The organism is Streptomyces sp. NPDC059037 (assembly GCF_042740015.1).
In the GTDB taxonomy this organism is placed as follows: domain Bacteria; phylum Actinomycetota; class Actinomycetes; order Streptomycetales; family Streptomycetaceae; genus Streptomyces.
Map to the genome: position 1 here is coordinate 13727 of NZ_JBHYIG010000010.1, position 24135 is coordinate 37861.

Below are 24135 nucleotides of genomic sequence, written 5' to 3' on the forward strand. Positions count from 1 at the left end.
CTAACGTGGTCGGCATGGAAGCACCGCACGACCCGACCCCCGCCACCACCCTCAAGATCACCGTCAACTCGCCCGAGCAGATGGGCGAGTTGGGCCGCCGCCTTGCCAAACTGTTGCGCCCCGGCGACCTGGTGATGCTCACCGGCGAGCTCGGCGCGGGCAAGACGACCCTGACCCGGGGCCTCGGAGAAGGCCTCGGCGTACGGGGCGCCGTCACGTCCCCGACCTTCGTCATCGCCCGCGTCCATCCGTCGCTGTCCGACGGCCCGCCCCTTGTGCACGTGGACGCGTACCGCCTGGGCGGCGGGCTCGACGAGATGGAGGACCTCGACCTCGATGTCTCGCTGCCCGAATCGGTGATCGTCGTGGAGTGGGGTGACGGCAAGGTCGAGGAGCTCTCCGACGATCGGCTGCGCGTGCTGATCCACCGTGCGGTGGGCGACACCACGGACGAGGTGCGGGAGGTGACGCTGAGCGGCGTCGGGGCGCGCTGGGCCGAGGCGGACCTCACGCTGCTGGCCGCGTAGTCCCGTGCGGGGCGCTTTCGTACGTTCCGCTGAAGGTTCCGACAAGGCGTCGGGAAGATGTTGCGCCGGGCGCTCTGCGCGTGGTGACATGGGTACCGGTATTGGTTAGGTCTACCTAACCATGTCTGCCCCGGGAGCCCAGGAGGCATCCATGTCGGCTTCAGAACGTCGTGAGGTAGGGCGGGCCCCTGGGCCTTCGGGCGTTTCCATGAGCGTGTTGTTGGCTTCATGCGCGGCTGCTCGGGCGGTGTCCACGCCGCCGAGCGCGCCGGATCGGGCGCGGGCGCCTCGGGAGCGGAAGAGCGCCTAGGGCTCCGCCGGATTGCCGGTGCGCGGCTGCGGGTCTGTTGTGGTTGCTCGCGCAGTTCCCCGCGCCCCTTTGGGGCGCTCCAGCGTGCCTCTTTAAGGCCCTAAGGAACGACCACTACCTTCGCGCTGATCGTTGCGAACTCCCACATCGCGTTGCCGTTCTCGCGTGACTGGCGGATGCCGCCCGTCTTCTTCGACGGGTCCGGCTTCGGGGTCGAGCCGTCCACCGCCGAGCTGAATCCGATCGCGATGCCGTCCACGCTGGTGAAGCGCACGACGTGCTCGATCGGCACGCCGTCCGTTCCGGTGACCGTCCCCGAGCGCGAGGTGACGGCGTACGTCCCCGGTACGGGGTCCACCGTGCTCGGCGTGACCTTGTACGTGCGCTGCGCCTTGCCGGAGGCCTTGACCAGCCAGACGCGGTCCTCGCCCACCGAGTAGATGACCCGCTCGCCCGAACCGGAATGTGCGGGGACCGCCTTCGGTCCTGCCTTGTCCTTGGGGGAGCGTGACGCGGAGGCCGAGGGGTTGGCGTCCGGCTTCTGGCCGGCCAGGTGGTCCGGCGCGCTGGCCGACGCCTGGTACGCGAGGAAGCCGACCGCGGCGAGCGCGGCCGCGGTGAGCCCGGCCACGAATCCCGAGCTGCTCCTGGACAACTGCGCCACCCTCTTCGTACTCCGCACGGCTACGCGTTGACGGTAGCAGCAGGTGTGCGGCTTCCCCGGTCGGCCGTGCGCCGTGCGCCGGAGCCGTAGGCTGTTCGCGTGCTCTTGCTCGCTCTGGATACCGCAACCCCCGCCGTCACCGTCGCCCTGCACGACGGGTCGTCCGTCGTCGCAGCCTCCAGCCAGGTGGACGCCCGCCGCCACGGCGAGCTGCTGCTGCCAGCCGTCGACCGGGTGCTCGCCGACGCGGGGCTGAGACTCGACGCGGTGACCGGCATCGTCGTCGGCGTGGGCCCCGGCCCCTACACCGGTCTGCGCGTCGGCCTGATGACCGCCGACACCTTCGGCCTCGCGCTCGGTGTGCCGGTGCACGGCGTGTGCACGCTCGACGGCCTCGCGTACGAGTCGGGCATCGAGGGCGGCCCCTTCGTCGTCGCCACGGACGCGCGGCGCAAGGAGGTCTACTGGGCGCGGTACGCGGACCCCCGCACCCGCCTCACGGACGCCGCCGTGGACCGGCCCGCGGACATCGCGGAGGCGGTGGCGGGGCTGCCCGCCGTCGGTGCGGGCGCGGTGCTCTACCCCGACACCTTCCCGGACGCCCGCGCCCCCGAGCACGTCTCGGCGGCCGCGCTGGCCTCGCTCGCCGCGGAGAAGCTCGCCGCCGGCGAGGAGCTGCTGGCCCCCCGGCCGCTCTACCTGCGCCGCCCGGACGCGCAGGTCCCCAAGAACTACAAGGTGGTCACCCCCAAGTGACGTCCGTGACGACAGTTGTCCTGCGCGAGATGCGCTGGTGGGACATCGATCCCGTGTTCGTCCTCGAGAAGGAGCTCTTCCCGGACGACGCCTGGTCGCGCGGCATGTTCTGGTCCGAGCTCGCGCACGCGCGCGGCCCGCTGGCGACCCGCCGCTATGTCGTGGCGATGGACGGCGAACGGCTCGTCGGGTACGCGGGGCTCGCGTCCTCCGGTGACCAGGCCGACGTACAGACCATCGCGGTGGCCCCGAGCCACTGGGGCACGGGGCTCGGGGCTCGGCTTCTGACCGATCTCCTTGGCGCGGCGACGGCCTTCGAGTGCGCCGAGGTCATGCTGGAAGTGCGGGTCGACAACACACGGGCGCAGAAGCTGTACGAGCGCTTCGGCTTCGAGCCCATCGGCTTCAGACGCGGCTACTACCAGCCGGGCAATGTGGACGCCCTGGTGATGCGCCTGACCGATCCATCAACCTCAGTGAATCCCGTGCAAGGAACCGACACCCATGGCTGACGAACCGCTCGTACTCGGCATCGAGACCTCCTGCGACGAGACCGGCGTCGGCATCGTCCGCGGCACCACCCTGCTCGCCGACGCCGTCGCCTCCAGCGTCGACGAGCACGCCCGCTTCGGCGGTGTCGTGCCCGAGGTCGCATCCCGCGCGCACCTGGAAGCCATGGTGCCGACCATCGACCGTGCGCTGAAGGAAGCGGGGGTCGCCGCTTCTGATCTCGACGGCATCGCGGTGACCGCGGGGCCCGGTCTCGCGGGCGCGCTGCTCGTCGGTGTCTCGGCGGCCAAGGCGTACGCGTACGCGCTCGGCAAGCCGCTGTACGGCGTGAACCACCTGGCCTCGCACATCTGCGTGGACCAGCTGGAGCACGGCACGCTGCCGGAGCCGACGATGGCGCTGCTCGTGTCGGGCGGCCACTCCTCGCTGCTCCTGTCCGCCGACATCACTTCGGACGTACGTCCGCTGGGCGCGACCATCGACGACGCGGCGGGCGAGGCCTTCGACAAGATCGCGCGGGTGCTCAACCTGGGCTTCCCGGGCGGTCCCGTCATCGACCGGTACGCGAAGGAGGGCGACCCGACCGCGATCACCTTCCCGCGCGGGCTCACCGGGCCGCGCGACCCCGCGTACGACTTCTCCTTCTCCGGTCTGAAGACGTCCGTCGCGCGCTGGATCGAGGCCAAGCGGGCCGCGGGCGAGGACGTTCCCGTACGTGATGTGGCGGCGTCCTTCCAGGAGGCGGTCGTCGACGTGCTGACCCGCAAGGCCGTGCGGGCCTGCAAGGACGAGGGCGTCGACCACCTGATGATCGGCGGCGGCGTGGCCGCCAACACCCGGCTGCGTGCGCTCGCGCAGGAGCGCTGCGAGGCGGCCGGGATCCGGCTGCGGGTGCCGCGGCCGAAGCTGTGCACGGACAACGGCGCGATGGTCGCCGCGCTCGGCGCGGAGATGGTGGCGCGCAACCGCTCGGCCTCCGCCTGGGACCTGTCGGCGGATTCTTCGCTGCCGGTGACGGAGCCGCACGTGCCGGGGCACACGCACGATCACGACCACTCTCACGATCACGTGCACGAGGTCAGCAAGGAGAACCTGTACTCGTGACCGTCGCGCTGATGTGGGAGGCCCGCGCCGCCGAAGGGCGGGGCGCGGAGCTGCTCGCCTGGGCGCGGGCGCAGGTCCTGGACGGTGAGCCGGTCCGGCGGGAGAGCTTCCGCGCCCCGCAGGACCGGGTGCTCGTGCTGACCTGGTGGGACGCCGCGTACGACGCCGACCTTCCCGAACTGCCGGAGCCCGCACCGGAGTTGGTGACGCGGGCCGTGCACAGGTGGCGGTTCGAGTCGGTCGGCGTGGACTGACGCGGCGTACGCCGAGCCCTAGTTCGCGGCCCGGCAGTGTCAGGGGTGTCCCGCCTGCCCCAGGAGCCCGTCGATGACCGCTCCCAACTGTGTGGACACGTCGTAGTCCGCCGTCAGTTCCAGCCAGCGGTCGGCCAGTGCGGTCATGTGGGGCAGTTCCTCGGCGTCCGCGTCCGTGATCATTTCTGGGAAGTGGCGCTTGCGGTCGGGTTCTTCGGCGCGGCGGGCCATCGCCTGACGGAAGACCAGATCGCCGTACACGCAGTGCCAGATGGTGCGGTAGGCGGCGACGGCCTGGCCCGGGGTGAGTCCTAGCGTCATCGCCGAGCCGACGATCTCCTCGACCATCCACAGCGCGCCCTTGTCGGTGAGATCGCCGAGGCTCAGGACCTCGACCACCCAGGGCATGCCCGCCAGCGCGCCGTGCATGTGCACGGAGACCGCGAGCATCCGGTCGCGCGGGTCGTCGGGCAGCTCGGGGCGGGGGACCGAGTCGGCCGTGCCGGACAGGGTGAGCATCAGGAGCTCGTCCTTGTCGCGTACATGGTGGTAGAGCGCCATCGGGGTCGTGCCGACCTCCTTGGCGACCCGGCGCATGCTGAGGGCGGCGACGCCTTCCTCCTGCAGGATGCGGCGCGCGATGCCGACGATCGTGTCGAGGTCGATGCGGCTGGGGCGGCCGCGTTTCTTCTTCTCTTCGGTCTTCTCTTCTGCCTTTTCAGCTGCCACGTGGCTCATTGTCCGGGAACGCTTCCCGATTGATTTTCTATACGCGTATAGTAATGTTCCTTGGCATGGTGAAAACTGCTGACTCGACGCCCTCGCACCACCGTTGGCTGCTGCCGGTGCTGCTCACCGTGCAGTTCCTCGTCTCGCTCGACATGTCCGTCGTCAACATCGCGCTTCCCGACATCGGCGACGACCTCGGCTTCGGAGCCGATTCACTGATCTGGGTGGTCAACGCCTACGCACTGGCCTTCGGCGGCCTCCTCATGCTCGGCGGGCGGCTCGCCGACCTGGTGGGGCGGCGGCGCACCCTGATCGCCGGCTTCGCGGTCTTCGGCGCCGCCAGCCTGGCGGGCGGGCTCGCCGGCACGCCGGGGCAGCTCGTCGCGGCGCGGGCCGTGCAGGGCGCGGGCGCGGCGGCGCTCGCCCCCGTCGCCCTCGCGCTGATCACCGTCAACTACGAGGCGGGGGCCGCGCGTTCGCGGGCGCTCGGGCTCTGGGGGGCATCGGGCGCGCTCGGCGGTGCGGTCGGCGTGATGGCGGGCGGACTGCTCACGGACTGGGCCGGCTGGCGCTCCGTGATGCTGATCAACGTCCCGGTGGTCCTTGCCGCGCTCCTCCTCTCGCGCGACGGCGTGCCCGCCGACCGGCGCACCGGGCCCGCGCCGCGCCTCGACGTGGTGGGGGCGCTGCTCGTCACGGCGGGCATGGCGGTGCTGGTCCTCGGCCTGGTGCGCACGGAGACGTACGCATGGGGATCCGGTACGACCCTGGGCACGCTGGGTGCGGCGGTGGTGCTGCTCGCCGCCTTCGCCGTCGTCGAGTCCCGCAAGCGGGATCCGCTGCTGCGGCTCGGCCTGCTCGCGCACCGGCCGGTGCTCTCCGCGAACGCGTTCTCGCTCCTGATGTCGTCGGGCCAGTTCGCCGCCTTCTACTTCACGTCGCTCTATCTGCAGGAGGTGCTTTCGTACGGTCCGACGACGGCGGGGGCCGCGTTCCTGCCGTTCTGTGTGGGCGTCGTCGCCGGTTCGGTGATCTCGGCGCGGACCGTGGGGCGCTTCGGGGAGCGGGCGCTCCTGGTCACCGGCGGGCTGCTCGGGGCGGCGGGGCTCGCCTGGTTCGGGCTCACGGTGGGCGTCGACGGCACGTTCCTCAACTCCATCCTGGGGCCCTCGATGGTCGCGAGCGTGGGCATCGGCATGTGCTTCGTGCCGCTGGGCACGGCCGCGACATCCGGTGTCGCCGCCGAGGAGACCGGCATGGCGTCGGGGCTGCTCAACAGCTCCCGGCAGCTGGGCGGCTCGCTGGGGCTCGCGGTCCTGGCCACGGTGGCGTCGGGGGTCACGGGGGAGGGGCGGGGGCCGGGCCCGCTCGTCGACGGGTACGCGACGGCGTTCTGGGTAGCGGCGGCGCTCCTCGTCGCGGCCGCGCTGGCGACAGCCGTGCTGCATCGCGCGCCCGCACGGCTCCGACCTGCGCAGACGTATGCCCAGGAAGAAACTTCGAAGAATCTCGGCGACGATGTCGATCCGGGCGTCTCCCGTTCGACGCATGGGTGAGAGGCGGGAAGAAGCCCCGCCCGCGCACCGAATGGAGAACCGGTCATGCCGCGCTACCTGACGATGATCCGCATCGACGAGAAGAACTCTCCCGAGGGCGGCCCGAGCCCCGAGATGGGGCAGCGCATGGGTGAGCTGCTCGAAGAGATCACCAAGGCGGGCGTCATGCTCGACACCGCCGGCCTCACGCCGACGTCCGAGGCCTCCCGGGTGCACTGGGAGGGCGGCCGCCTCTCCGTCACGGACGGGCCGTTCACCGAGGCCAAGGAGGTCGTCGGCGGCTACTCGATCTCCCAGTGCAAGGACAAGGCCGAGGCGATCGAGTGGGCCAGCCGCTTCCTGAAGATCCACGACGAGGAGTGGACGGTCACGGCGGAGGTGCGGGAGATCATGGAGGGCTGAGTCTTCGCGGTGCGCCGCGTCTTTGCGGTGTCTGGCGCAGGGTGCTCTGATGGGTGGCCGTGACGGCCCACTCTTCTGAGCACCCTCGCCCTTCTGAGCACCCTCGCCCTTCTGAGCACCCTCGCCCGGACGCCTCCCGCGGCGCCATCGACACCGTCTTCCGGATCGAGTCGCCGCGCGTCGTCGCCGGTGTCGCGCGGATCGTGCGCGACGTGGGCATCGCGGAGGAACTGGCCCAGGACGCGCTGGTCGCCGCGCTCGAACGGTGGCCGGCGACCGGCGTCCCCGACAACCCGGGCGCCTGGCTGATGACCACGGCCAAGCGCCGCGCCATCGACCTCGTACGCCGCAGGGAGCGCTACGCGCTCAAGCTGGCCGAGATGGGCCGCGACCTGGAGGCGGCGCCGCCGTCCGCCGGCGACCCGGCCGACGCCGACCCCGACGACATCGACGACGACCTGCTGCGCCTCGTCTTCACCGCCTGCCATCCGGTGCTCTCCGCCGAGGCCCGTATCGCGCTGACGCTGCGGCTGCTCGGCGGTCTGACGACGGCGGAGATCGCCCGCGCGATGCTGGTCCCCGAGCCGACGGTGGCCCAGCGCGTGGTGCGCGCGAAACGCACCCTCGCCGCCAAGGGCGTGCCCTTCGAAGTTCCGTACGGCCCCGACCGCGAGGCCCGCCTCGGATCGGTCCTGGAGGTCATCTACCTCATCTTCAACGAGGGGTACGCGGCCACGGAGGGCGACGACTGGCTGCGTCCTTCCCTCTGCGAGGACGCGCTGCGCCTGGCCCGCGTGCTGTCCGGCCTGATGCCGAAGGAGCCCGAAGTGCACGGCCTGGCGGCGCTGTTGGAGCTGCAGGCCTCGCGCGCCGGTGCGCGGACGGGGCCTGCGGGCGAGCCGGTGCTCCTCGCGGAACAGAACCGCCGCCGCTGGAACCAGGCGCTGATCCGGCGCGGCTTCGCGGCGCTCGCGCGGGCGCGGGCGGTTTCCTCGGCGGCTCCCGGGCCGTACGCCCTGCAGGCCGCGATCGCGGCGAACCACGCGAACGCGGCTTCGTACGAGGAGACGGACTGGGCCCAGATCGCCGCCCTGTACGCCCTGTTGGCCGAGCGGGCGCCCTCGCCGGTGGTCGAACTGAACCGCGCGGTGGCGGTCTCGATGGCCTCCGGCCCGTCGGAGGGGCTGCCCCTGGTGGACGCGCTGGCCTCCGAACCGGCCCTGAGGGGGTACCACTTGCTGCCGAGCGTGCGGGGAGATCTGCTGCTGCGGCTCGGGCGCCGGGCCGAGGCGCGGGAGGAGTTCGAGCGGGCGGCGGGGCTTGCGCGGAATGTGCGGGAGCGGGAGCTGTTGCTGGCGCGGGCGGCCGACTGCTGAGGTCCTTAGCCGACTGCTGAGGTCCTTATGGGACCGGGTGGCCGATCAGCATCGTCGGCGCCCCACCTGCCCGCGTGAGGAAAACCGTCGCCGAGTTCTTGCCCTGCGGCTTCACCTTCCGGCGCAGTTCCTCCGGTTCCACCGCCGACCCCCGCTTCTTCACCGTCAGGATCCCGACCTCACGCTCCCTCAGCACCGCCTTCAACTTCTTCACCCCAAAGGGGAGCTGATCGGTGATCTCGTACGCCACCGCGTACGGCGTCTCGTGCAGCGAGTCCGAGGTGACGTACGCGATCGTCTCGTCGATCAGACCGCCCTCGACCCGCGCGGCCACCTCCGCCACCAGATGCGCACGGATGACGGCGCCGTCCGGCTCGTACAGATAGCGCCCGACGGGCCGCACCTCCGGATCCGGCAGCATCGCGTCGAGCGAGGACCACAGCGAGGCCCCCGATGGCAGCAGCGTCGCGCGGTGCGAGGCGGGGGACTGGGTGCCGAACCACAGCACGGCCTCCTTCACGTCCCCGCCGTCCGAGATCCACTCCGCAGCGGCGTCGTCCGGCACCGCCTCGTGCGGAATCCCGGGAGCGATCTTCAGCGCCGCGTGCGGCGCCTTGCGGGCTGCCTCGATCGCCCAGGAGAGGGGCGGCGAGTAGGCCTCGGGATCGAAGATGCGGCCCCTGCCCCCGCGTCGCGCCGGGTCCACGAAGACAGCGTCGTACGCGGATGTGTCGACCTCGGTGACATCGCCCTCGCGCACCTCGATCAACTCCGCGAGCCCCAGCGCCTGTGCGTTCGCGCGCGCCACCGCGCACGTCAGCGGGTCGCGGTCGACGGCGAGGACCGCGATCCCGGCCCGCGCGAGCGCGATCGCGTCGCCGCCGATGCCGCAGCAGAGGTCGGCCACGCTGCGTACGCCGAGCGCCTTGAAGCTCTCGGCGCGGTGCACGGCCACGCTCGTGCGTGTCGCCTGCTCGACGCCGTTCGGCGTGAAGAACATCCGCCCCGCGTCGTCGGCACCGAACTTCGCCACCGCCCGCCGCCGCAGCCGCGCCTGCGCGAGGACCGCCGTGACCAGTTCCGCCGGGTGCTCGCGGCGCAGCCGGGTGGCGACGGCCAGCTCCCGCGCGGGCTCGGCCTCCCGCACCTCGTCGAGATCGAGCAGGGACCGGCCCTCGGGGGTGAGCAGCGCGGAGAAGGAGGCCAGGGCGTGGTCGAGGTCGTTCACCCGGCCCATTGTGGGCCAGTCGGTGGATGGTGCGCGCGCGGCGGCGGTGTCGGCCCCTCGTCAGGGCTGTGAGCTGCAAAGATCCGGCGCCATGCAACTAGTACGACAAAACGATCAATACGGCAGAAGACGGAAGCGGCGGAGGGGCCGGACGCGGGTCACCGCGGCTGTCCTCACCGGCGCCGCGATCGCCTCCGGCTGTGCCGTCGGAGGCGATTCGGACGGCGTGAAGCCCGCCCCCGGCCGGCAGCGCCTCGACGCCCCGCCGGCCCGCGCCCTCGACGCCTACGCCCACAAGCTCCGCGTCGCCCAGGTCGCCCGCGCCGCCGCCGCGAAACGCTGGGGCCTGGCGAAGACCCCGCTCGCCGCTCCCGCGGCCCCCGCCAAGAAGCCGCGGATCACCACCCGCAAGGGCTTCGAGGTCAAGGGCCAGGCGGGCCTGCCGCCGGTCTTCACGACCATCCCCACCAAGCGGAAGGTCGTCTTCCTGACCATCGACGACGGCGCCGAGAAGGACCCGGCGCTGCTGAAGATGATGACCGAGCTGAAGATCCCGTACACCGCGTTCCTCAGCGACTACCTGGTCAAGGAGGACTACGGCTACTTCAAGAAGATGCAGTCCCGCGGCGCCTCCCTGAACAACCACACCCTCAACCACCGCTATATGCCGGGACTTTCGTACGCGGGCCAGCGCCGCGAGATCTGCGGCATGCAGGACATCATCAAGAAGCGGTACGGCAAACGGCCCGAGCTCTTCCGCCCGCCGTACGGCAACTACAACGAGGACACGCTGCGCGCCGCCAAGTCCTGCGGCATCAAGGCGGTGCCGCTGTGGGCGTCGGAAGCCTTCACCGACCGCATGGAGTGGCGCGAGTGGGACAAGGACCTGCACCCCGGCGACATCATCCTCACGCACTTCAGGGGGCGCGAGCACTGGAAGGGCACCATGCCCGACATGATCCGCAAGGTCATGAAGACGGTCACGGACAAGGGGTACGCGGTGGCCAGACTGGAGGACTACCTGTGACCGGGCGGGCGCGGCGATTCCTTGCCGGAGCCCTCGCGGCAGCCGTCCTCGCGCCCGCACTGCTCACGGGCTGCGCCCAGTCGGTGGACCCGATCGAGAGGCTGGGCAGAAAGGCGGCGGAGAAGATGCCGCAGAAGAAGCCGCCCTCCGGCTGTGGGCAGGCGTTCCGCAAGGCGGAACGGGTGGGCACAGCCCCACCTGCCGGGCCACCGAAAACGCAACGGCACGAGGCAACGGAGACGGAACCCCCAACCACGGAGAAACGTTGCCCCGAGGGGCCCGGGGCATCCCCCGCACGTCCAGAAGGCACCCCACCCCGCTAAGACCCGCGTCAGCAATTGGCACTCCGCTTGACCGAGTGCTAATCCCCGTCCTAGTCTCAGCTCTGGCACTCCCCACTGGAGAGTGCCAATAGCGACGGGCAGGTCCGGCACCCGCGACGACGGATCCACCTGGTCGCCACTTCAGACTGTTAACCCCGTAGATCTCCGAAGGGGGAGACCGGATCGTGACGACCGCCAGCTCCAAGGTTGCCATCAAGCCGCTCGAGGACCGCATTGTGGTCCAGCCGCTCGACGCCGAGCAGACCACGGCCTCGGGCCTGGTCATTCCGGACACCGCGAAGGAGAAGCCCCAGGAGGGTGCTGTCCTCGCCGTGGGCCCGGGCCGCTTCGAGAACGGCGAGCGCCTGCCGCTCGACGTCAAGGTCGGCGACGTCGTGCTGTACAGCAAGTACGGCGGCACCGAGGTGAAGTACAACGGCGACGAGTACCTCGTCCTCTCGGCTCGCGACGTGCTCGCGATCGTCGAGAAGTAATTCACCCGAAGCAGAACATTGCTTTGAGCTGCGCCCCTGGTCACCCCGCTGATTGCCGGGCGGCAAGGGGCGCAGTTCGTTCAATCCCGAGTTTTCGAGAGGGCTGAACCGCTCCCATGGCGAAGATCCTGAAGTTCGACGAGGACGCCCGTCGCGCCCTTGAGCGCGGCGTCAACAAGCTTGCCGACACGGTCAAGGTGACGATCGGCCCCCGCGGCCGCAACGTCGTCATCGACAAGAAGTTCGGCGCCCCGACCATCACCAACGACGGCGTCACCATCGCCCGTGAGGTCGAGGTCGAGGACCCGTACGAGAACCTCGGCGCCCAGCTCGTCAAGGAGGTGGCGACCAAGACCAACGACATCGCGGGTGACGGCACCACCACCGCGACCGTGCTCGCCCAGGCCCTGGTCAAGGAAGGCCTGCGCAACGTCGCCGCCGGCGCCTCCCCGGCCGCCCTGAAGAAGGGCATCGACGCCGCCGTCGCGGCCGTCTCCGAGGAGCTCCTCGCCACCGCCCGTCCGATCGACGACAAGGCCGACATCGCGGCCGTCGCCGGTCTGTCCGCCCAGGACCCGCAGGTCGGCGAGCTCATCGCCGAGGCGATGGACAAGGTCGGCAAGGACGGTGTCATCACCGTCGAGGAGTCCAACACCTTCGGTCTTGAGCTGGACTTCACCGAGGGCATGGCCTTCGACAAGGGCTACCTGTCCCCGTACATGGTGTCCGACCAGGAGCGTATGGAGGCCGTCCTCGACGACCCGTACATCCTCATCCACCAGGGCAAGATCTCCTCCATCCAGGACCTCCTGCCGCTGCTCGAGAAGGTCATCCAGGCCAACGCCTCGAAGCCGCTCCTGATCATCGCCGAGGACGTCGAGGGCGAGGCCCTTTCGACCCTGGTCGTGAACAAGATCCGCGGCACCTTCAACGCCGTCGCGGTGAAGGCCCCCGGCTTCGGCGACCGCCGCAAGGCCATGCTCGGTGACCTCGCCACCCTCACGGGCGGCACCGTCATCGCCGAAGAGGTCGGCCTCAAGCTCGACCAGGTCGGCCTCGACGTGCTCGGCACCGCCCGCCGCGTGACCATCACCAAGGACGACACCACCGTCGTCGACGGCGGCGGCGACGCCTCCGAGGTCGAGGGCCGCGTCAACCAGATCAAGGCCGAGATCGAGGCCACGGACTCCGACTGGGACCGCGAGAAGCTCCAGGAGCGCCTCGCGAAGCTGGCCGGCGGCGTGTGCGTCATCAAGGTCGGCGCCGCCACCGAGGTGGAGCTGAAGGAGAAGAAGCACCGTCTGGAGGACGCCATCTCCGCGACCCGCGCCGCGGTCGAGGAGGGCATCGTCTCCGGTGGTGGCTCCGCTCTGGTGCACGCCGTCAAGGTCCTCGAGGGCAACCTCGACAAGACCGGTGACGAGGCCACGGGTGTCGCGGTCGTCCGCCGCGCCGCCGTCGAGCCGCTGCGCTGGATCGCCGAGAACGCCGGCCTCGAGGGCTACGTCATCACCTCGAAGGTCGCCGAGCTCGACAAGGGCTTCGGCTTCAACGCCGCGACCGGCGAGTACGGCGACCTGGTCAAGGCCGGTGTCATCGACCCCGTCAAGGTGACGCGCTCCGCGCTCGAGAACGCCGCGTCGATCGCCTCGCTGCTGCTCACGACCGAGACCCTGGTCGTCGAGAAGCCGGCCGAGGAAGAGGCTGAGGCCGGGCACGGCCACGGTCACTCCCACTGACCGCTGCCGCGTAGCTGAACCGGAGGCCCGGTACCCCGTGGGGGTGCCGGGCCTCCGTCGTTCTCGGGGATGCGTCTGCCGGGGTGCGCGTCCTTTCCGGCTGCGGACCGTGGTCCGTCCTCGCGCAGTTCCCCGCGCCCCTTAAGGGGCGGGACTTCTACTGCGGGCCGTATTTCCTTCCCGTACGGGATGTGACTCCGCCCAGCAGGGCCCTTGGCGTCACCTTCACCACCCCCATCAGTGTCTTGTACCTGGGGTCCGGGATTGACAGGGTCTTGCCCCGCGCCAAGTCGGACAGGGCCGCCGCGACCAGCTTGTCGGCGTCGAGCCACATCCACTTGGGGATGTTGGACGTGCCCATCCCGGCGCGCTCGTGGAACTCCGTACGGACGAAGCCGGGGCACAGCGCCATCAGCCGCACCCCGGAGCCGGCCAGGTCCTTCGCCGCACCCTGGGTGAACTGCACGACCCACGCCTTCGAAGCGCCGTACGTCCCGCGCGGCACGAACGCCGCCACCGACGCGACGTTGACGACACCGCCACGGCCCCGCTCCCGCATCGCTTCCGCGGCCGCCGACGTCAGCCGGAGCACCGCCTCGCAGTGCACCTTGAGCATCGTCAGCTCGTCGGTCATGGGCACCTCGAGATATTCGCCCTTGTTGCCGAACCCGGCGTTGTTGACGAGGAGATCGACCGGGTTCCTGCGGTCCGCGAGCCGCTTCTCGACGGCCTCGATCCCGCCGTCCGTCGCGAGGTCCGCGGTCAGGACCTCCGCCTCGATGCCGTGCCGGTCGTGCAGTTCGGTCGCCTGTTCCCGCAGCCGCTCGGTGTTCCGTGCCACGAGGACCAGGTTGTGGCCGTCACCGGCGAGCCGCCGGGCGAAGGCCGCGCCGATACCGGCGGTCGATCCCGTAATCAGAGCCGTAGTCATGGGCCAAGGCTAGTGAGATCTTGCGACCGCCGTTTCGCCCCGACTCGTCGGTTGGTCAACTGGCGTCTGCAGGTGGTCAGTTAGGAATTCTCGCCGTACTTCTCCGCGTACTTGTGTGCCGCTTCGATCGACTCGGGGTGCAGCGCGGAGCCCGCGGCGAGCAGCCTCGGCAGCAGATTCTTCTCCGTCGTCACCGCCCTGAACTGGAAGGCCACGGTGACCTCGTGGTCCGGGCGGTGCACGATCTCGATCGCGTCGCCGCCCCGGATCTCACCCGGCTCGATCACCCGCAGATACGCGCCCGGTGCGCCCTGCTGGGTGAAGCGCTTCACCCACGCCTTCTCGCCGACATGGCCCTGGAACGTACGGCAAGGGATGCGGCTCGACGTCACTTCGAGGACCAGCTCGGGGCCGACGCGCCAGCGCTCGCCGATCTTCGCGCCGCTCACGTCGAGCCCGGCGGTCGTGAGGTTCTCGCCGAACCCGCCGTTGGCCAGCGGCCGCCCGAGCGTGTGCTCCCACTGGTCGAGGTCCTCGCGCGCGAAGGCGTACACCGCCTGGTCGTTCCCGCCGTGGTGCCGCAGATCGCAGACCTCGTCCCCGGCGAGGCCGCTCCCGCCGACCCCCTTCTCGCCGGGCGCGCTCACCCGGATGGCCCCATCGGCCGGCTGCTTGTCGATGCCGGTGCCGCCCGAGGGCGCGTCGGTGTACTCGACGGCCTTGAGCCGGCCCAGATTCACAGAGAGAAGCTTCATGAGGGCAGGCTAGGGGAGCCCGCTCAAAGCGTCGACGCAATATTGGGCACTTCGCCCAAGCGTCGCTTATGCTCGAACCATGATCGAGGCCCGTCATCTCCGCGTCCTGCGTGCGGTCGCCGCCACCGGCTCCTTCTCCGCCGCGGCGCGCGAGCTCGGCTGCACCCAGCCCGCCGTCAGCCAGCAGATGAAGGCGCTCGAAGGCTCGGCAGGCACCCCCCTGCTGATCCGCACGGGCCGCGAGATGCGCCTGACCCAGGCGGGCGAGGCCCTGGTCCGGCACGCCGCCGGGATCCTGGCGGGGCTCACCGCCGCCGAGGAAGAGGTCGCCGCCATCGCGGGCCTGCGGGCGGGCCGTGTCCGCCTCGTCTCCTTCCCCAGCGGCAGCTCGACCCTGGTGCCGAGCGCGCTCGCCGCCCTGCGCGCCGCCCACCCCGGCACCCGGGTCTCCCTGGTCGACGCCGAGCCACCGCGCTCGGTCGAGATGCTGCGCGAGGGTGACTGCGATGTGGCGCTCGCCTTCCGTTACGAGGGGGCATCCGCCGCCGAGGAGTGGGACGACCTGGTGGTGCGCCCTCTGCTCGCCGACCGGCTCGTCGGTCTCGTGCCGGACGGGCACCGGCTGGCGAAGGCGGAGTCGGTCGCCATCGGGGAGCTTGCCGACGAGCCGTGGATCGCGGGCTGTCCGCGCTGTCGCAGGCAGCTGGTGGAGGTCTGCGAAGGGGCGGGTTTCGTGCCCCGGATCGATTTCGCGACGGACGACTATCCGGCGGTGATCGGCCTGGTCGGCGCGGGCCTCGGGGTCGCGGTGCTGCCCGAGCTCGCCATCGAGTCGGTACGCCCCAAGGGTGCGCGCACGGTGACGGTGGAGCCCGCCGTGCAGCGCGAGATCGTCGCGCTCACCTTGCCCGACCTGGCGCAGGTGCCCGCGGTGGCCGCCACGCTTGACCACCTCGCGCGGGCCGCAGAGCGCTGAGCGCCTGCGAAGAAACGTTCCTTCAAGAACGCGAGACCGGGCTTCCGCCGACCGCCGAGTGCGGCGCCGGTGCCGCTGACGCCGCGACCAGGCGGTTGCGGGCCCGGCCCATGAGTTCCTCGCGCTCGTCCTCCGTCAGCCCGCCCCACACGCCGTACGGCTCGCGCACCGCGAGTGCGTGAGCGGCGCACTCCGCGCGCACCGGGCACCTCATGCAGACCTCCTTGGCGGAGTTCTCACGCGCGCTTCGTGCCGCGCCCCGCTCGCCCTCGGGGTGAAAGAAGAGCGAGCTGTCGACCCCGCGGCAGGCCGCGAGGAGCTGCCAGTCCCACAGATCTGCGTTCGGTCCGGGAAGGCGGGAGAAATCTGCCATTGCTTGTCTCCTGGTAGCCGTTCTGCGCGGATACGGTGCCCATGACCGTACATCTACTGTCTAAGGAGATGAAAATATGACTCATTGGAAAATCTAGTCACAGACACCGGTAAAAGGGAAGGAAACCGGCTAAATGGGGCATGGCTTGTGATGAAAGGTTGAGGGTCTCCTGCGCCGCCCCCGCTGTGTCCGCGCCCTCACGTAGAGTGCCGAAGGAGGCTGACCGCCCCGTAACTCTTTCGGGTGACCGTCGTTGAGAGTGCGGAGGCGGTTGAAAGAACAAGCGCTCGGGCAGATGTCCGAGAGCGTCAACCGCACAGGTGACGAACATGTATCCAGCCTGGAGGCTCAAGGTGACGCGCAGCAGCTGTGAGAGCCGCGGAGGACAGTCATGACATCCGTCCTCGTCTGCGACGACTCCCCGCTCGCCCGAGAGGCGCTCCGCCGCGCGGTCGCGACCGTGCCCGGCGTCGAGCGTGTGACGACAGCGGCCAACGGCGAGGAAGTCCTCCGCCGCTGGGGCGCCGACCGCTCGGACCTGATTCTGATGGACGTACGCATGCCCGGTCTGGGCGGCGTGGAGACCGTCCGGCGGCTGCTGTCCGCCGACCCCGGTGCGCGCATCATCATGCTCACCGTGGCCGAGGACCTGGACGGCGTCGCGCTCGCGGTCGCCGCCGGCGCCCGCGGCTATCTGCACAAGGACGCCTCGCGCGCCGAGCTGCGTGCGACCGTCACCCAGGCGCTCGCCGATCCGACGTGGCGGCTTGCTCCGCGCAGACTGCGCTCGGCCGAGATGGGCGCGGCGCCCACGCTCACCGCGCGTGAGATCCAGGTGCTCGAGGGCATGAGCCACGGCCGGTCGAACGCCGAGATCGGACGTGAGCTTTTTCTCTCCGAGGACACGGTCAAGACGCACGCCAGGCGGCTGTTCAAGAAGCTCGGTGCCTCGGACCGCGCGCACGCCGTGGCGCTCGGATTCCGCTGGGGCCTGGTTCGTTAAGTGTGCCGCCGCGGGGGCACGGCGGTCCCCGCCCGCCGTCCGGTGGGCGGGGCGAGCGATGCCTGTCGCGCCCCTTCGCGGGAGCGGTTGCAGCCGCTTCGCCGCCGATGCCGCATCCTTGATGTGTGGAGTTCCTCGGGGACAAGTCGGTCGAGCGGGAGGGGAGGGCGCAGGAGATGAGTTCCGGCGCACCTGCTCATAACGCTTCGGTGCACAACTACGGACGCGGTGCCGCGGATCAATCGGCGCCAAGGCACCATGGACCGATGCGCGATGACAAGACGACGGTGATCGGTGCCCTCGTTCTTCGCGCGGTCGAGGGTGATGAGCAGGCCACGCACGATCTCCTGGCCCATGTGCACCCCCTGGCACTGCGTTACTGCCGTACGCGGCTTTCCCGACTGCCCGGTGACGCACGGCACTTCGTGGAGGACCTGGCGCAGGAAGTGTGTGTCGCCGTCCTGCTCGCGCTGCCGCGCTACAAGGACACGGGGCGTCCCTTCGAGGCGTTCGTCTTCGCGATCGCGGCGCACAAGGTCGCCGATCTGCAGCGTGCGGCCATGCGCCACCCCGGTTCGACGGCCGTGCCGTCGGACGAGATGCCCGAGCGGCCCGACGACTCGCTCGGCCCGGAGGAGCGGGCGCTGCTCAGCAGCGACGCCGAGTGGGCGAAGAAGCTCATGGCCAACCTGCCGGAGAACCAGCGCGAGCTGCTGCTCCTGCGCATCGCGGTCGGGCTCACGGCCGAGGAGACCGGGCAGATGCTGGGGATGTCCCCGGGGGCCGTGCGGGTGGCGCAGCACCGGGCGCTGAGTCGGTTGCGGGCGCTGGCCGAGCAGTAGCGGTCGAGGACCGGCTGACGGCTGTCTTCGGCGGTCGTTCATGATGTGTGAACGTACAAACCTGGTCGATGATCTTGATCGTGGAATGAGACACCCTCGGATCCCGTTAGCATGGACATCCGCACCGATCAAGGCCATTTGGGGAAGGTGTCATGACTGCAAACGTCGACGGAGTGCCCGAGAAATTCGCGACGCTCGGGCTGACCTACGACGACGTGCTGCTGCTGCCCGGCGCGTCCGACATGGCGCCGGACCAGATCGACACTTCCTCGTTCATCTCGAAGAACGTGCGGGTGAACGTCCCGCTGCTGTCCGCGGCGATGGACAAGGTCACCGAGTCCCGCATGGCGATCGCCATGGCGCGGCAGGGTGGCGTCGGCGTGCTGCACCGCAATCTCTCCATCGCCGACCAGGCCAACCAGGTCGACCTGGTGAAGCGCTCCGAGTCCGGCATGGTCACCGACCCGATCACGGTGCACCCGGACGCGACGCTCGGCGAGGCCGACGCGATCTGCGCCAAGTTCCGCATCAGCGGCGTCCCGGTGACCGACGCGGCGGGCAAGCTGCTCGGCATCGTCACCAACCGTGACATGGCCTTCGAGTCGGACCGTACGCGCCAGGTGCGCGAGGTCATGACGCCGATGCCGCTGGTCACCGGCAAGGTCGGCATCTCCGGCGTGGATGCCATGGAGCTGCTGCGCCGCCACAAGATCGAGAAGCTTCCGCTGGTCGACGACGCGGGCGTCCTCAAGGGCCTCATCACGGTCAAGGACTTCGTCAAGGCCGAGAAGTACCCGAGCGCCGCCAAGGACAAGGAAGGCCGCCTCCTGGTGGGCGCCGCCGTCGGCGTCGCCGGTGATGCCTTCGAGCGTGCCCAGGCCCTCGTCGAGGCGGGCGTCGACTTCATCGTCGTCGACACCGCGCACGGCCACTCCCGCCTGGTCGGCGACATGGTCGCCAAGATCAAGTCCAATGCCTCCGGCGTGGACGTCATCGGCGGCAACATCGCCACGCGTGACGGCGCCAAGTCGCTCATCGACGCCGGTGTCGACGGCATCAAGGTCGGTGTCGGACCGGGCTCCATCTGTACGACGCGTGTCGTGGCCGGCATCGGTGTTCCGCAGGTCACCGCCATCTACGAAGCCTCGCTCGCCGCCAAGGAGGCCGGGGTCCCGGTCATCGGCGACGGCGGCCTGCAGTACTCGGGCGACATCGCCAAGGCGCTCGTCGCCGGCGCGGACACGGTCATGCTGGGCTCGCTGCTCGCCGGCTGCGAGGAGTCGCCGGGTGAGCTGATGTTCATCAACGGCAAGCAGTTCAAGTCGTACCGCGGCATGGGCTCGCTGGGTGCCATGCAGACCCGTGGCGAGCGCAAGTCCTTCTCCAAGGACCGCTACTTCCAGGAGGGCGTCGCCTCCGACGAGAAGCTGGTGCCCGAGGGCATCGAGGGCCAGGTTCCCTACCGCGGCCCGCTCTCCGCGGTGGTGCACCAGCTGGTCGGCGGTCTGCGCCAGTCGATGTTCTACGTAGGCGGGCGCACCGTTCCCGAGCTCCAGGAGAACGGCCGTTTCGTACGGATCACCTCGGCGGGCCTCAAGGAGAGCCACCCGCACGACATCCAGATGACGGTCGAGGCGCCGAACTACACGAACAAGCGCTGACTCGAGCGCTGACCCGAAAACGCCGCGCACGCGCGCGTGGGGGCGGCCCGGATTACCGGGGCCGCCCCCTTGGCGTGCGTCGGGGATACTGGAACGGCAGACAGAGTGCCGAAGTGGCGAAGTAGTGCCGAAGTACCGAAGAAAGCTGAAGGGCCACCCACGTGACTGAGATCGAGATCGGGCGCGGCAAGCGCGGCCGCCGGGCGTACGCCTTCGACGACATCGCCGTCGTACCGAGCCGTCGGACCCGCGACCCGAAGGAGGTCTCGATCGCCTGGCAGATCGACGCCTACCGCTTTGAGCTGCCCTTCCTGGCCGCGCCGATGGACTCGGTCGTCTCGCCGCAGACCGCGATCCGCATCGGTGAGCTGGGCGGTCTGGGCGTACTGAACCTCGAGGGCCTGTGGACGCGGTACGAGGACCCGCAGCCGCTGCTCGACGAGATCGCCGAGCTGGACACGGACAACGCGACCCGCCGCCTCCAGGAGATCTACTCCGCGCCGATCCAGGCCGACCTGATCGGGCAGCGCATCAAGGAGGTGCGCGACTCGGGTGTCGTCACCGCCGCCGCGCTCTCCCCGCAGCGCACCGCCGAGTTCTCCAAGGCCGTCGTGGACGCCGGTGTGGACATCTTCGTGATCCGCGGGACGACCGTCTCCGCCGAGCACGTCTCCGGTGCCGCCGAGCCGCTCAACCTGAAGCAGTTCATCTACGAACTCGACGTGCCGGTCATCGTCGGTGGCTGCGCCACCTACACCGCCGCGCTGCACCTGATGCGCACCGGCGCTGCCGGTGTCCTCGTCGGCTTCGGCGGCGGCGCCGCGCACACCACGCGCAACGTCCTGGGCATCCAGGTGCCGATGGCCACCGCCGTCGCGGACGTCGCGGCCGCCCGCCGTGACTACATGGACGAGTCCGGCGGCCGGTACGTGCACGTCATCGCGGACGGCGGCGTTGGCTGGTCCGGCGACCTGCCCAAGGCCATCGCCTGCGGCGCCGACTCGGTGATGATGGGCTCCCCGCTGGCCCGCGCCACGGACGCGCCCGGCAAGGGCCACCACTGGGGCATGGAGGCCGTCCACGAGGACGTGCCGCGCGGCAAGCGCGTCGACCTCGGTGTGGTCGGCACGACCGAGGAGATCCTCACCGGTCCCTCGCACATCCCGGACGGCTCGATGAACTTCTTCGGGGCGCTGCGCCGGGCGATGGCCACGACGGGCTACAGCGAGCTCAAGGAGTTCCAGCGCGTCGAGGTGACGGTCGCGGACTCGCAGCACAAGCGCTGACGGTTTGGTTCTTGGACGGTTTGGTTTTCGGACCGACGTCTACGGAGGGCCCCGGTACTGCTCGTACCGGGGCCCTTCGCGTGTCTCAGAGGCGGTGTGCCGCGCCCGCCGGGGTGGCGCCCCTTGTGTCGAGGAGTAGTTGGGCCTTCACGGCCAAGCCCTGCAGGTCGTACGTGCGGTGGTGCTGCAGCAGGATCGTGAGGTCGGCGTCTGCGGCCGCTTCGTAGAGGGAGTCCGCGCGGGGGACGGGGTGGCCCAGGACGCTCCAGTTCGGGACGTAGGGGTCGTGGTAGCTGACGGCGGCGCCCAGTTCCATCAGGCGGGTCGCGATCTCCTGGGCGGGGGAGCCCTGCTGGTCGGCCAGGTCGGGCTTGTAGGTGACGCCGAGGAGCAGGACGCGGGCGCCGCGGGCGGACTTGCCGTGTTCGTTGAGCAGGGTCGCCGAGCGCTGGATGACGTACTGGGGCATGCGGTCGTTGACCTGCTGGGCCAGTTCGACCATGCGCAGGGGGCGGACGCCGCGGGACGGGTTGGGGATGTCCAGGGGGACGCCGTGGCCGCCGACGCCGGGTCCTGGACGGAAGGCCTGGAAGCCGAAGGGCTTGGTCTCGGCGCAGCGGATGACGTCCCACAGGTCGATGCCCAGGTCGTGGCAGAGCACGGCCATTTCGTTGACCAGCGCCATGTTCACGTGCCGGTAGTTGGTCTCCAGGAGGTGCACGGTCTCGGCCTCGCGGGGGCCACGCGCGCGTACGACCTTGTCGGTGAGGCGGCCGTAGAAGGCGGCGGCCGATTCGGTGCAGGCGGGCGTGATGCCGCCGATGACCTTGGGGGTGCCCGCGTAGCCGTGGGTGCGGTTGCCGGGGTCGAGGCGGCCGGGCGAGTAGGCGAGATGGAAGTCGCGGCCCGCGCGCAGGCCGGAGCCCGACTCCAGGATCGGGCGCAGGAACTCCTCCGTCGTGCCCGGGTACACGGGCGATTCGAGGATGACGGTGGTGTGCGGGCGCAGCCGTGCGGCCAGGGCGTGCGCGGCGTCGGCCACTTGGCTCAGGTCGAGCGAGCGGTCCGCCGCCGGCGGGGTGGGCGCGCAGATGACGGCGGTGCGGACCCGGCCGAGCTCGACGGGGTCGGTGGTCGGCCTGAAGCCCCCCGAGAGCATCCGGCGGACGTCGGCGGCGGTGAGGGTGCCCTCGGCGCCGTCGCAGGGCAGGCGGCCGCCTGCCAGGTCGGTGGCGCGGACGGGGTCGTAGCCGATGGTGGCGATGCCGCCGGCGACGGCGGCCTGGGCGAGGGGCAGGCCGAGGTGGCCGAGACCGATGACGGCGAGATCTGCGGGCATGGCGGTGGGCCGTCCTCCCAATAGCCGGAGTGGGACGAGCGCGCAAGCCCTGTGGACAAGGTGGACCAGCGCAATGTCAGACTAGGAGTAAATATGACCGTTATGCGGCATTGCATGGCGCCGGATCTTGGAGTGTTGTCCACAGGCGGCGGCCGAACTCAGCGGGCTCGACCAGAATCTGGGCATGATGTGAGCGCGACCACACCCGAAACGAAACGGGAGGCAGCGGTGAGGACAGCGACACTGGGGCCGGCGGAGCGTGCCGAGTCACTTGCGGAAATGGCCGAGCGGGAGCTGGACGTCCTGGTCGTGGGAGCGGGAGTGGTCGGCGCGGGCACCGCGCTCGACGCCGTGACCCGCGGTCTCTCCACGGGCTTGGTCGAGGCGCGGGACTGGGCGTCGGGCACGTCGAGCCGGTCGAGCAAGCTGATCCACGGCGGCCTGCGCTATCTGGAGATGCTGGACTTCGCGCTGGTGCGTGAGGCGTTGAAGGAGCGCGGCCTGCTCCTGGAGCGGCTCGCCCCGCACCTCGTGAAGCCGGTGCCGTTCCTCTACCCCTTGCAGCACAAGGGCTGGGAGCGGCTCTACGCCGGGTCGGGCGTCGCGCTGTACGACGCCATGTCGATGTCCCGCGGCCACGGCCGCGGGCTGCCGATGCACCGCCATCTGAGCCGGCGTCACGCCCTGCGCGTCGCCCCGTGCCTGAAGAAGGACGCGCTGGTCGGGGCGATGCAGTACTACGACGCGCAGATGGACGACGCCCGCTATGTGGCGACGCTGGTGCGCACGGCGGCCGCGTACGGCGCGAAGGTCGCCAACCGGGCCCGGGTGATGGGCTTCCTGCGGGAAGGCGAGCGGGTTGTCGGTGCTCGGGTGCAGGATGTCGAAGGCGGCGGGGAGTACGAGGTCAGGGCCAAGCAGATCGTGAACGCGACGGGTGTCTGGACGGACGACACCCAGGCGATGGTGGGGGAGCGGGGGCAGTTCCACGTCAGGGCGTCCAAGGGCATCCACCTGGTCGTGCCCAAGGACCGGATCAGCTCCACGACCGGGCTGATCCTGCGGACCGAGAAGAGCGTCCTCTTCGTCATCCCGTGGGGGCGGCACTGGATCGTGGGGACGACGGACACCGACTGGGACCTGGACAAGGCGCATCCGGCGGCATCCAGCGCCGACATCGACTATCTCCTCGAGCATGTGAACTCGGTGCTCGCGGTGCCCCTCTCGCGGGACGACGTGCAAGGGGTGTACGCGGGCCTTCGGCCGCTGCTCGCCGGGGAGTCGGACGCCACGAGCAAGCTGTCGCGCGAGCACACGGTGGCGCATCCGGCGCCGGGCCTCGTGGTCGTCGCGGGCGGCAAGTACACGACGTACCGGGTGATGGCGAAGGACGCGGTGGACGAGGCGGTGCACGGCCTGGACCAGCGGGTCGCCGACTGCGTCACCGAGGACATCCCGCTCGTCGGCGCGGAGGGATACAAGGCGCTGTGGAACGCACGCGCCAGGATCGCCGCGCGCACCGGGCTCCATGTGGTGCGCGTGGAGCATCTGTTGAACCGGTACGGCTCGCTGGCGGAGGAGGTGCTCGCGCTGATCACCGACGATCCCTCGCTGGGCGCGCCGCTGCAGGCGGCCGACGACTATCTGCGCGCCGAGATCGTCTACGCCGCGTCGCACGAGGCGGCGCGGCATCTGGACGATGTGCTGACCCGGCGTACGCGCATCTCGATCGAGACGTTCGACCGGGGCACGCGCAGCGCGCGGGAGTGCGCCGAGCTGATGGCACCGGTGCTCGGCTGGGACAAGGACCAGGTGGAGCGGGAGGTCCAGCACTACGAGAAGCGGGTGGAGGCGGAGCGGGAGTCGCAGCGGCAGCCGGATGATTTGACTGCTGACGCGGCGCGGTTGGGGGCGCCGGACATTGTGCCGCTGTAGCGCCGCTGGCAGACCGGCCCCTGTCTGCGGGTGCG

General features: G+C 70.4%; 24 protein-coding genes. 17 read left to right on the forward strand and 7 right to left on the reverse strand.

Going from position 1 to position 24135, the window contains the following annotated elements; translation table 11 throughout:
• Positions 1–14 precede the first annotated feature (14 nt).
• Positions 15–527: a tRNA (adenosine(37)-N6)-threonylcarbamoyltransferase complex ATPase subunit type 1 TsaE gene (tsaE, locus tag ACFWY6_RS03945; RefSeq protein WP_384686094.1), complete on the forward strand. Its 513-nt coding sequence runs from the start codon at positions 15–17 to the stop codon at positions 525–527.
• 410 nt (positions 528–937) lie between these two features.
• Here the strand turns inward: tsaE and ACFWY6_RS03950 are convergent, their stop codons facing one another.
• Positions 938–1492, reverse strand: a complete 555-nt coding sequence (locus ACFWY6_RS03950) for a hypothetical protein (RefSeq protein WP_384686096.1) — start codon at positions 1490–1492, stop codon at positions 938–940.
• Between the two features lie 108 nt (positions 1493–1600).
• Between ACFWY6_RS03950 and tsaB the strand changes: the two genes are divergently transcribed.
• Genes tsaB through ACFWY6_RS03970 form a run of 4 tightly spaced genes read left to right on the forward strand, consistent with a single transcriptional unit; the run spans position 1601 to position 4125 of the window.
• A complete protein-coding gene (gene tsaB, locus ACFWY6_RS03955) occupies positions 1601–2257 on the forward strand; it encodes a tRNA (adenosine(37)-N6)-threonylcarbamoyltransferase complex dimerization subunit type 1 TsaB (RefSeq protein ID WP_384686098.1) in 657 nt (218 codons plus the stop codon).
• Between the two features lie 29 nt (positions 2258–2286).
• Positions 2287–2769 (forward strand): ribosomal protein S18-alanine N-acetyltransferase, encoded by a 483-nt coding sequence (rimI, locus tag ACFWY6_RS03960; protein ID WP_384686170.1) that lies wholly within the window; start codon positions 2287–2289, stop codon positions 2767–2769.
• The gene (gene tsaD, locus ACFWY6_RS03965) at positions 2762–3871 is read left to right on the forward strand and encodes a tRNA (adenosine(37)-N6)-threonylcarbamoyltransferase complex transferase subunit TsaD (RefSeq protein ID WP_384686100.1); all 1110 of its coding nucleotides are present in this window, start codon (positions 2762–2764) and stop codon (positions 3869–3871) included. Before rimI ends, tsaD begins: the two co-directional genes overlap by 8 nt.
• Positions 3868–4125 carry a hypothetical protein gene (locus ACFWY6_RS03970; protein WP_384686101.1) on the forward strand — a complete coding sequence of 86 codons (258 nt, stop codon included), beginning with the start codon at positions 3868–3870 and terminating at the stop codon, positions 4123–4125. Before tsaD ends, ACFWY6_RS03970 begins: the two co-directional genes overlap by 4 nt.
• Before the next feature lie 39 nt (positions 4126–4164).
• Here ACFWY6_RS03970 and ACFWY6_RS03975 read toward each other — a convergent pair whose 3' ends face one another.
• On the reverse strand, positions 4165–4863 hold the full coding sequence (locus ACFWY6_RS03975) for a TetR/AcrR family transcriptional regulator (protein WP_384686103.1): 699 nt from the start codon (positions 4861–4863) through the stop codon (positions 4165–4167).
• Positions 4864–4919: 56 nt separating this feature from the next.
• Between ACFWY6_RS03975 and ACFWY6_RS03980 the strand changes: the two genes are divergently transcribed.
• From ACFWY6_RS03980 to ACFWY6_RS03990, 3 genes are all read left to right on the forward strand, one after another.
• Complete coding sequence (locus ACFWY6_RS03980) at positions 4920–6410, forward strand: MFS transporter (protein WP_384686105.1); 1491 nt, start codon at positions 4920–4922, stop codon at positions 6408–6410.
• Between the two features lie 45 nt (positions 6411–6455).
• Positions 6456–6812 (forward strand): YciI family protein, encoded by a 357-nt coding sequence (locus ACFWY6_RS03985; RefSeq protein WP_266870032.1) that lies wholly within the window; start codon positions 6456–6458, stop codon positions 6810–6812.
• Positions 6813–6958: 146 nt separating this feature from the next.
• Positions 6959–8188, forward strand: coding sequence for an RNA polymerase sigma factor (locus tag ACFWY6_RS03990; RefSeq protein WP_384686172.1), 1230 nt, complete (start codon positions 6959–6961; stop codon positions 8186–8188).
• Between the two features lie 25 nt (positions 8189–8213).
• Here the strand turns inward: ACFWY6_RS03990 and ACFWY6_RS03995 are convergent, their stop codons facing one another.
• Complete coding sequence (locus tag ACFWY6_RS03995; RefSeq protein ID WP_384686107.1) at positions 8214–9425, reverse strand: methyltransferase domain-containing protein; 1212 nt, start codon at positions 9423–9425, stop codon at positions 8214–8216.
• Positions 9426–9507: 82 nt separating this feature from the next.
• Between ACFWY6_RS03995 and ACFWY6_RS04000 the strand changes: the two genes are divergently transcribed.
• From ACFWY6_RS04000 to groL, 3 genes are all read left to right on the forward strand, one after another.
• Positions 9508–10443 carry a polysaccharide deacetylase family protein gene (locus ACFWY6_RS04000; RefSeq protein ID WP_384686109.1) on the forward strand — a complete coding sequence of 312 codons (936 nt, stop codon included), beginning with the start codon at positions 9508–9510 and terminating at the stop codon, positions 10441–10443.
• Between the two features lie 508 nt (positions 10444–10951).
• Positions 10952–11260: a co-chaperone GroES gene (gene groES, locus ACFWY6_RS04005; protein WP_006347174.1), complete on the forward strand. Its 309-nt coding sequence runs from the start codon at positions 10952–10954 to the stop codon at positions 11258–11260.
• A gap of 116 nt (positions 11261–11376) precedes the next feature.
• Complete coding sequence (groL, locus tag ACFWY6_RS04010; protein WP_384686111.1) at positions 11377–12999, forward strand: chaperonin GroEL; 1623 nt, start codon at positions 11377–11379, stop codon at positions 12997–12999.
• 157 nt (positions 13000–13156) lie between these two features.
• Here the strand turns inward: groL and ACFWY6_RS04015 are convergent, their stop codons facing one another.
• Complete coding sequence (locus tag ACFWY6_RS04015) at positions 13157–13930, reverse strand: SDR family NAD(P)-dependent oxidoreductase (protein WP_384686113.1); 774 nt, start codon at positions 13928–13930, stop codon at positions 13157–13159.
• An 80-nt stretch (positions 13931–14010) separates the two neighbouring features.
• Positions 14011–14685: an MOSC domain-containing protein gene (locus ACFWY6_RS04020; RefSeq protein WP_384686115.1), complete on the reverse strand. Its 675-nt coding sequence runs from the start codon at positions 14683–14685 to the stop codon at positions 14011–14013.
• Positions 14686–14764: 79 nt separating this feature from the next.
• On the opposite strand from ACFWY6_RS04020, the gene ACFWY6_RS04025 reads away from it, so the two are divergent.
• Positions 14765–15661 carry a LysR family transcriptional regulator gene (locus ACFWY6_RS04025; protein ID WP_266870042.1) on the forward strand — a complete coding sequence of 299 codons (897 nt, stop codon included), beginning with the start codon at positions 14765–14767 and terminating at the stop codon, positions 15659–15661.
• A gap of 22 nt (positions 15662–15683) precedes the next feature.
• On the opposite strand, the gene ACFWY6_RS04030 is transcribed toward ACFWY6_RS04025, so the two are convergent.
• Entirely contained in the window at positions 15684–16034 is a 351-nt protein-coding gene (locus ACFWY6_RS04030) for a WhiB family transcriptional regulator (protein ID WP_384686117.1), read from the reverse strand.
• Between the two features lie 391 nt (positions 16035–16425).
• Between ACFWY6_RS04030 and ACFWY6_RS04035 the strand changes: the two genes are divergently transcribed.
• From ACFWY6_RS04035 to ACFWY6_RS04050, 4 genes are all read left to right on the forward strand, one after another.
• Positions 16426–17037, forward strand: coding sequence for a response regulator transcription factor (locus tag ACFWY6_RS04035; RefSeq protein ID WP_003948568.1), 612 nt, complete (start codon positions 16426–16428; stop codon positions 17035–17037).
• A gap of 266 nt (positions 17038–17303) precedes the next feature.
• Positions 17304–17879 (forward strand): sigma-70 family RNA polymerase sigma factor, encoded by a 576-nt coding sequence (locus ACFWY6_RS04040; RefSeq protein WP_055549856.1) that lies wholly within the window; start codon positions 17304–17306, stop codon positions 17877–17879.
• A 152-nt stretch (positions 17880–18031) separates the two neighbouring features.
• On the forward strand, positions 18032–19540 hold the full coding sequence (gene guaB, locus ACFWY6_RS04045; protein WP_360768626.1) for an IMP dehydrogenase: 1509 nt from the start codon (positions 18032–18034) through the stop codon (positions 19538–19540).
• 161 nt (positions 19541–19701) lie between these two features.
• Positions 19702–20826: a GuaB3 family IMP dehydrogenase-related protein gene (locus ACFWY6_RS04050; RefSeq protein WP_266870046.1), complete on the forward strand. Its 1125-nt coding sequence runs from the start codon at positions 19702–19704 to the stop codon at positions 20824–20826.
• An 85-nt stretch (positions 20827–20911) separates the two neighbouring features.
• On the opposite strand, the gene ACFWY6_RS04055 is transcribed toward ACFWY6_RS04050, so the two are convergent.
• Positions 20912–22165: a nucleotide sugar dehydrogenase gene (locus tag ACFWY6_RS04055; RefSeq protein ID WP_384686120.1), complete on the reverse strand. Its 1254-nt coding sequence runs from the start codon at positions 22163–22165 to the stop codon at positions 20912–20914.
• Positions 22166–22393: 228 nt separating this feature from the next.
• Here ACFWY6_RS04055 and ACFWY6_RS04060 point away from each other — a divergent pair, with 228 nt between their 5' ends.
• Positions 22394–24100, forward strand: a complete 1707-nt coding sequence (locus ACFWY6_RS04060; protein ID WP_384686122.1) for a glycerol-3-phosphate dehydrogenase/oxidase — start codon at positions 22394–22396, stop codon at positions 24098–24100.
• Positions 24101–24135: the final 35 nt, after the last annotated feature.